7 protein-coding genes are annotated in these 7,714 nt (G+C 40.8%); 4 read left to right on the top strand and 3 right to left on the bottom strand.

Annotated features, from left to right (window positions below; translation table 11 throughout):
• Nucleotides 1–452: 452 nt before the first annotated feature.
• A complete protein-coding gene (sfsA, locus tag PN499_RS18255; RefSeq protein WP_272033522.1) occupies nucleotides 453–1,172 on the top strand; it encodes a DNA/RNA nuclease SfsA in 720 nt (239 codons plus the stop codon).
• An 86-nt stretch (nucleotides 1,173–1,258) separates the two neighbouring features.
• On the opposite strand, the gene PN499_RS18250 is transcribed toward sfsA, so the two are convergent.
• Nucleotides 1,259–2,479 (bottom strand): NB-ARC domain-containing protein, encoded by a 1,221-nt coding sequence (locus tag PN499_RS18250; protein ID WP_272033521.1) that lies wholly within the window; start codon nucleotides 2,477–2,479, stop codon nucleotides 1,259–1,261.
• Nucleotides 2,480–2,921: 442 nt separating this feature from the next.
• Here PN499_RS18250 and PN499_RS18245 point away from each other — a divergent pair, with 442 nt between their 5' ends.
• On the top strand, nucleotides 2,922–3,113 hold the full coding sequence (locus PN499_RS18245) for a hypothetical protein (RefSeq protein ID WP_272033520.1): 192 nt from the start codon (nucleotides 2,922–2,924) through the stop codon (nucleotides 3,111–3,113).
• A 227-nt stretch (nucleotides 3,114–3,340) separates the two neighbouring features.
• Here PN499_RS18245 and PN499_RS18240 read toward each other — a convergent pair whose 3' ends face one another.
• Nucleotides 3,341–4,141, bottom strand: coding sequence for a hypothetical protein (locus PN499_RS18240; RefSeq protein WP_272033519.1), 801 nt, complete (start codon nucleotides 4,139–4,141; stop codon nucleotides 3,341–3,343).
• Nucleotides 4,142–4,415: 274 nt separating this feature from the next.
• Between PN499_RS18240 and PN499_RS18235 the strand changes: the two genes are divergently transcribed.
• Together PN499_RS18235 and PN499_RS18230 are read left to right on the top strand one after the other, a co-directional pair.
• Entirely contained in the window at nucleotides 4,416–5,735 is a 1,320-nt protein-coding gene (locus PN499_RS18235; RefSeq protein ID WP_272033518.1) for a 3-isopropylmalate dehydratase large subunit, read from the top strand.
• A 129-nt stretch (nucleotides 5,736–5,864) separates the two neighbouring features.
• Nucleotides 5,865–6,179, top strand: a complete 315-nt coding sequence (locus tag PN499_RS18230; protein ID WP_272033517.1) for an REP-associated tyrosine transposase — start codon at nucleotides 5,865–5,867, stop codon at nucleotides 6,177–6,179.
• Here PN499_RS18230 and PN499_RS18225 read toward each other — a convergent pair.
• On the bottom strand, nucleotides 6,176–7,510 hold the full coding sequence (locus PN499_RS18225) for an IS701 family transposase (RefSeq protein ID WP_272033516.1): 1,335 nt from the start codon (nucleotides 7,508–7,510) through the stop codon (nucleotides 6,176–6,178). The genes PN499_RS18230 and PN499_RS18225 overlap by 4 nt on opposite strands.
• Nucleotides 7,511–7,714 lie beyond the last annotated feature (204 nt).

Below are 7,714 nucleotides of genomic sequence, written 5' to 3'. Positions count from 1 at the left end.
ATATTGTTTTTCTATTCATCAAAAGGATGGATACAACTATGGATTTTAAGAGTCTTGACGGGACGCTAAAGTATCCCGCGTCCCTTTTCCTCCCAGGGCTAAAGCCACTGGGTTTCCAAGCTCCCGTGAGGTTTTTATGAGAACTGTTAACTGTTAACTGTTGTATCATATTCGTTATCTTTATCTGTCATTGCGAGCAAAGTGAAGCAATCTCCCGCCTATGGGATTGGAAAACATACAGGATTGACGCAAAAGTATCCGTAACGCCGCCAACAGGCGCGGTAAAATCACTGCTAGGATGGCGGCGTTACGTAATCGTGCCTAAGTCCTGGCATAGTGAACAATGACCCACAAAAATAGTAGTCTATGCGATTGCTTCGCTTTGCTCGCAATGACAAAACAAAAACAATATTAATAGGCTAATATTACCAATTACCCATTACCCATTACCAATGACAAATTTTATTTATAAATATCCCGTTTTATATCCCGGAATTTTGATCGAGCGTTACAAGCGATTTTTCGCTGACATTGAACTAGCTTCTGGAGAAATAATCACTGCACACTGTCCCAATACTGGCCCGATGACAGGAGTTTGTATTCCCAATAATCCCGTGCTAGTATCCCACAGCGACAATCCTAAACGCAAATTAGCATATACTTGGGAATTAATTCAAGTTTGCGATACTGTACCAACTTGGGTGGGAATTAATACTGCTCTGCCAAATCGAGTTGTCAAGTTAGCTTTGGAATCACAATTATTACCATTAGACAATTATAGCGTAATTTTGCCAGAAGTGGCTTATGGCAAAGATAAAAAAAGTCGGATAGATTTTTTGCTCAATGGCGGTGATTTTCCTATTTACTTGGAAGTAAAAAATACTACTTTTGCACAAGGAGAATTGGCTTTATTTCCTGACACAGTAACAGAGAGAGGACAAAAGCATTTAAAAGAATTGATGGAGGTAGTGCGACAGGGTGCGAGAGCGGTAATGCTGTATTTTATTAATCGCGGAGACTGTACGGATTTTGCTCCTGGTGATAGTTGCGATCGCGTTTATGGCGAGTTATTAAGACAGGCAATTCTGGAGGGTGTGGAAGTTTTGCCTTGTCGGTTTGAAGTCACGCCTGAAGGTATTCAATATTTAGGATTAGCTAAGTTTATTATTTAACTATTCATTTTCTTACTGAACGAAAACTTTAGATTCTGGTTTTCTCAAGCTTTCGTCAATCCTCAATTTTAAATAGTAATATAAATTTACTTGGCAAATTTTCTTTTAACGTACTTTCTGACTTCAGGCTGGAGTGTAAAAGTAACGTCGCTATCCTCTGTACAAATCTTTTCAATTAGTGAGCTGTCAATTAGGGACTTCACAGCCTGCATCAATTCTGATTTTGATGGCGGCGCTATCTCCTCTACTAATTGTGATAGCGAACTCGGCTCACTATTCACTGCTAGGTTAACCATAATCTGTCTTTCCAATTCGGACAGATAGGAAAAGTGCTGATCTAAAATTTCGCTCAGAACAACAACAATAGTACCTGATTTCAGATAGTCAGTTACTCGCCCGTTAAATAATTCTTGAATTAGTGCAGAAATTAGCTTTAATGAACCTGGGTTCCCTCCGTAAAGTTTATTGAGGGTATCTAAATCCTTATCAGTTCCGGATAAACCTTGTGCTTTCAGTAGTTCTTGTGCTTCTTTCTCCAAACCGCAGAGTGCTAAAAACCCAACTTTTTCTCCTCTAAACCAGATTGTCTCTGGTGGTCGTTCGCGACTGAGGAGCAGCAAACAACTTTTATGTTGCTCGGCTTTTACCCGTTTAATTAGCTCCGAATAATCCTGATACTCTGGACGAAAAGTTCCCCCAGTTTTGTCTTTACTCATTATTGTCTCTACACTATCGAGTATCAGCAGACAGCGTTGCTTGCGTAAATATTCCATTAGTTGAGAAATTCCGCCTTCCTGCTGTTCGCCGTCTGAGAGAAATTCGACAATATCTTTGAGGAGTTCTGAGAGGAGGGGAGAGGTACGGAGCGATCGCTGTATCACGTAATCAAACTCACCTTTACCTCTAATCTGTTCCCAAACCTTGCCCACTAAAGCCGTTTTCCCAATTCCCCCCATCCCTGTCAGTACCGCCAGCCGATTTTTCAAAATCGAGTTTTCTAGGTCAGTAAGTTCTTTAGTGCGGCCGTAGAAAACTGATACATCAATTGGCTCTTCCCAGTCTACGCGCGTGGTTCCGGGGGACAGATTCTTATCAAGTACGTCTTCCCAGTTCACGCCTACGACTTCGCAAATTTTGGTGAAAGTCTCTTCTTGTATGGCAACTTGCCGCCAAAATCGCTTTAGTGTCGCTTCTGTGGTTAGAGCTTTTGTACACCAAGCAGCAGCCGTTTTTGTCCAGCCTTTCTTTTTTCTGGCTTGCTCAACGATTTCTAGTCCTTCTTTGGACATCCTAAGTGAACTTACCATTGTTTTTCTTTGCCAGAGTTCTTTTTACTCAGGATTTTAGCTGATTTTGAGTATCGGCGATCTATGCGATCGCTTATATCTTTACATCTCAGCATTTTCTTATAGAAATGCTACTCATAATTTTATTAATCCGTACTTAGTAATTCACTAAGTGCTTGTTTCTCATGGCACTTAGCGATTTTGTATGGCTGAATAAATTTTTAATGTGTAGCAGATATTTGCAAAAGGCGATGGCCTGAGCGGTGAGCCAAACAGTGAACCGCTCGGGATCGATGCTAGGGACGCAACTGAACCAAATCCTGAACCATCGATTGAGCTAAAAGCCTTTGGTAATTCCCCGATGATTGAAATGTGGAGGTTGAAATTCTAGACACCACAAAACGCGATTGGCCAACTCGCTTTCCCCTTTATTAACCAACTAAAACTCAAGGAGAAACGAGCAATGAACTCTACTATTGTTTTAAAAATTTCTGTGGCATTTTTTATTGCATTTACCTCTAATTCAATCTGGTTTTTGATTGCTAATCGCTCTTCAAATAATGTTGGCATTGAAGTTAAAGAAATACTACTGAGTGCTGCTACTTGCCCTGTTAGCTGCACAGACAAAGATGGTAAGCATTGCTGCACAAAGTAGGTAATGGAATCGCGATCGCTCTGCATTGAAAGATGAGCGATCGCTTTTTTTATCTCAGAAATTCAGTGTGTAAGGTGGGCGCTCGCCACTTTAAGCTTGTTAGTAAAGCGATAGATGATTGAGGCGAGCGCCCACCCTACATTTAATTTATATGTTCCATTACTTATCGGTCTTGAATATTAGCCATAAAATCTTAAACTATCGCATAGGTTAACTTAACTACTGCGTTAGGTATGTCGCTTGAGTTCTTGGATAGCTTGAAACCCTTGCCATGTCTGGGCGAAGAAGATAAAAGGAATAATTAAACCTGTTAGTGAGCCTGTTTGAAACAAATTATAGATCCCAGTGGCGGCGTTCAGTACCATAAATGCGACTGCGATACCCAAAGCGATAATCGACTTGCGCTGTACAAAAAAGCCGAGAAGTATATACAATGCACCGAAAACGAAAAAGCCGATTCCTAGAACTATTCCATCTGGAACCTGGTCTCTGAAAAAAGTTGCTAGTAATCCTAGAAAAATGCTTAGAACTCCAACAGCATATACAGCACGATAAGCAGCAGCTAATTTTTTCTGAGATAATAGCTTTGAATCACCTGGTACTTTAAAGTTAGGGAGAGCATTTTTAACCCAAATTTTAGAAATTTTCTGGTAATTATACTGAAGATTGCGGTTGGCACAGGTAAGAGATCGCGCCTTTTCCTCAAGCTTACCTATCTCTTTATGATTACTAAAATTAATAGCAATTCCTAAAAATGAGATTAAAGGAGCAGCTAACATACCCTTGAGCCAAACAAGTATAGCAAATACAAACAGAGCAGTACATATAACTCCCATCATGGCAAGGGTTAGGTGCATACACTCTCGTACAACAGACTTATATTCATTCAAAGCTTTTTCGTCAGCAATTGTCGTATTTCTCTCCAGAAACTTCTTAAGTTCAGCTTCTACGCGACGAGGAATAACGATCGATGCCAAACAAAGTGCAATAAACACAATCGGCAAGGTCGGCAAGATTCCCAAAAACATTGTGTTCCTCCAGAATTCAGATGATTTAGCACATAGCTAGCTAAAACGATCGCGATTCCAATTCTGCAACCAAATACTTACATAGCCGACAGCTTACAACATCGGCTCTTCAGTTTCAACCCTTAACCTGACTTGGACTCGCTGCTGTGCGATCGCTCATCTCGCCGTTGCCCTTTTGAATTTCTCAGAAATTTAGCGAAACTCTTTAGATTCTATAATCTGAATATCTTTCGTACAATACAGATAGCCAGTATCAAAAAAGAGCGATCGCGATATGGGAATGACCCTCACGGAAAAAATCTTAGCCAAAGCATCTCAGCGGCCTAGTGTAGAACCAGGAGAAAACATCTGGGTTGACGTAGACCTGCTAATGACCCACGATGTCTGCGGCCCCGGTACCATCGGCGTATTCAAACGGGAATTTGGCGCAGATGCCAAAGTCTGGGACACCGAGAAAATCGTCCTAATTCCCGACCACTACATCTTCACCAACGACGAACGCGCTAACCGCAACGTCGATATTCTCCGCGAATTTGCCAGCGAACAAGGCATTAAATACTTCTACGACATCACCGATCGCTCCAATTTTAAGGCAAATCCCGACTACAAAGGCGTTTGCCACGTCGCCCTCGCCCAAGAAGGCCACACTCGCCCCGGCGAAGTCCTCTTCGGTACGGACTCCCATACCTGCAACGCCGGCGCTTTCGGACAATTTGCCACCGGTATCGGCAACACCGACGCTGCTTTTATCCTGGGAACGGGCAAACTATTAATTAAAGTACCCGCGACTATGCGTTTTGTCCTCAATGGCGAAATGCCCGATTATTTATTAGCAAAAGACTTAATTTTGCAAATAATTGGTGATATTGGCGTTGCTGGTGCGAATTACCGGACGATGGAATTTGCGGGCGAAGCAGTGGAACGCCTGACAATGGAAGAACGGATGACGCTGTGCAATATGGCGATCGAAGCTGGCGGTAAAAATGGTACAGTTGCCCCAGATGAGACAACATTTGAATACGTTCGCGCCCGGACATCGAAACCTTTTGAGGCAGTTTACACCGATGGCGATGCTAAATTTTATAGCGATCGCACCTACGATGTCAGCAAATTAGAACCAGTAGTTGCTAAGCCCCATTCTCCCGATAACCGCGACTTAGCCAGAAATTGCCGCGATGTAAAAATTGACCGAGTATATATCGGTTCTTGTACTGGCGGCAAAACTTCCGATTTCCTCCATGCTGCCAAACTTATTAAAGGCAATCAAGTCAAAGTTCCGACTTATTTAGTGCCTGCAACTCAGAAGGTTTACGAAGATTTGTTTAGCCTTAAACATGAAGGTCAAACTTTATCAGAAATCTTCTTAGCTGCTGGTTGTATCGAACCCGCAGCCCCTTCTTGTGCAGCTTGTTTAGGTGGGCCAAAGGATACTTTTGGGCGGTTAAATGAACCGGAAATTTGTGTTTCTACAACTAACCGGAATTTCCCAGGCCGGATGGGGAATAAAGAAGCGCAAGTTTATCTAGCTTCGCCTTATACAGCCGCCGCATCTGCGCTGACTGGCTATGTAACCGACCCCCGTGAGTTCATGTAGGCTTTATGTAGGGTGGGCGCTGCTGCGATGGGCCTTGAGTATTAGCCATAAATTAAGGACAGCAGCGCCCACCTTACGGTTACAGTAAATATAAAGCGCCCACCTTACTGTAAATATAAAGACGAATCTATGGCTGAATATCGGCGAATGTACTTACCTGGTAGCACAGTCTTCCTAACCTTAGTAACGTATAATCGCACACCACTATTTTTAAACCAAGAAAATGTATCTCGACTACGCTTAGCTATAGCAGCAGTTAGAGCCAAAAGACCCTTTGAAATTACAGGGGCTGTTGTTTTACCAGAACACATACATTTTCTGTGGACTCTTCCTCCTAATGACTCTGACTATTCTAAGCGAATAGCGAGACTTAAAATTATTTTTACACAGTCCTTACGAGGAGTGCGATCGCTACCTCAAAATACCCCTAGTTTGTCACTCTAGGAAGAAGAAAATTGGTGAATAGCATTTAGTTTAGTCCCTGTTAAGGCATTAGCACAGAGATTAACCAGGCCAATTAAAGTATTAAAGCTACTAACTAATAGAGGATCTTCAAAAACCTTCAACCAAGGTTTAACTAATTTGAGGGCTAATAGTGGTAATAATAGTAATTGCATATTATTTAGCATTGATTTCCAGCCTTGATTGAAATCCCAGTCTGGATGTTCAGCTAGATAACTATTCAGTTCAGATTGACAAGTTGATAAGTCAGATAATTCCGAAGGCTGAGTTGAAGTAGCCCTCATACTAACCAATAGAAAAGCACAACAAATAGCTTCCCACCATTTAGCAATATCATTATATTTAGTTACATGAAAGTCCGACCAACCTAATTCAGATTTGCTTTGTCTAAATCCATATTCAATCCAAGTTCTTTCTCCATAAATATTGCCTACATCTTGATATTTAATTTTGTCAATATTAGTCATTACATAAGATGTACTATTGACTGGTAATGTTTCGGGATCGGTTGTTAGATACCAATAAGTATATTTATTACTTTGACCAAATATTATCTCACACACATATCTTTTTTGTTGTTGACCTTTACTTAATATTCGGTCAAATTCTTGCCAAGAACTCTGTTTAACCTCCTCCTCCTCTGGCATCCAGACTCCATGATTACTTCTAATTGCTACCATAAAATGCAATTTCAATTTTTCTAATACCCTCAGTAAATTTGTGACACTTTCTCCGTACAAACTATCAGCTAGTACATATCTAATTTTTAACCCTTGACTAACTAATTGTTCCACTAATCTAGCAGCTATTTGGGGTTTGCTTTGATATTTATCTCCTGATTTTAGTCGAGATTTTGGTTTGTAAACTTCAAACAATAATGGGAATGTTATACCATTTCTAACTCCATAAATATTGACACTTACAATCCCATTGTCTACTTTTCCTAGCCTTCCTAAATATTGTCTAGCTACATATTCAGTTTTATTTCCTTTTTTCGGATCCCCCGTCTCATCTATAATAATGTCAATTGCTTCTTCTTTTAACCAGTTAAAGATAATTTTTAGTCTCTGGGCTCTTAATTCTTCCGATTTCCAGGGCGATTGTGTTAAGAAATTATGCAATGATTGACTATTTTTTAATCCAATTATTTTAGATAGTGTTACTAAACTTTTTCTCTTGCTTGGTGTCAAAATCCCCATAATAATTTGCTTAAACGCTTCATAGCTTCTAACTTCTGGAAATATTTTTTGATAACTCCCACAATATTGATCGATGAAACTAATGGTAGGTTGTGGAACTTTGGGCTGTATCATCGTCTATGTCTCCCATTTAGACTTCTCTTTCTATTTTACTCTTCCTAGAGTGACAAACTAGGGATACAGCACTTCCGGATGTTATGAGGTACAGTAGAACAACTACAGACTATTTTCAGGGGCGATCGCGCTAACGGTACGTAGCCCTAGCTTCAACCCTATGAACTCCGCCGGTAGGTAGTGGCGATCGCCAACTAATCGGTT

This window comes from Kamptonema animale CS-326, from assembly GCF_028330895.1.
Lineage (GTDB): Bacteria > Cyanobacteriota > Cyanobacteriia > Cyanobacteriales > Microcoleaceae > Kamptonema > Kamptonema formosum.
This window is presented reverse-complemented; position numbering and strand designations above follow the sequence as displayed.

What these genes read in the sequence shown, in the direction of transcription:
- sfsA (WP_272033522.1), top strand. Translation starts at nt 453, where the DNA reads ATGACAAATTTTATTTATAAATATCCCGTTTTATATCCCGGAATTTTG.
- PN499_RS18250 (WP_272033521.1), bottom strand. Translation starts at nt 2,479, where the DNA reads ATGGTAAGTTCACTTAGGATGTCCAAAGAAGGACTAGAAATCGTTGAG.
- PN499_RS18245 (WP_272033520.1), top strand. Translation starts at nt 2,922, where the DNA reads ATGAACTCTACTATTGTTTTAAAAATTTCTGTGGCATTTTTTATTGCA.
- PN499_RS18240 (WP_272033519.1), bottom strand. Translation starts at nt 4,141, where the DNA reads ATGTTTTTGGGAATCTTGCCGACCTTGCCGATTGTGTTTATTGCACTT.
- PN499_RS18235 (WP_272033518.1), top strand. Translation starts at nt 4,416, where the DNA reads ATGGGAATGACCCTCACGGAAAAAATCTTAGCCAAAGCATCTCAGCGG.
- PN499_RS18230 (WP_272033517.1), top strand. Translation starts at nt 5,865, where the DNA reads ATGGCTGAATATCGGCGAATGTACTTACCTGGTAGCACAGTCTTCCTA.
- PN499_RS18225 (WP_272033516.1), bottom strand. Translation starts at nt 7,510, where the DNA reads ATGATACAGCCCAAAGTTCCACAACCTACCATTAGTTTCATCGATCAA.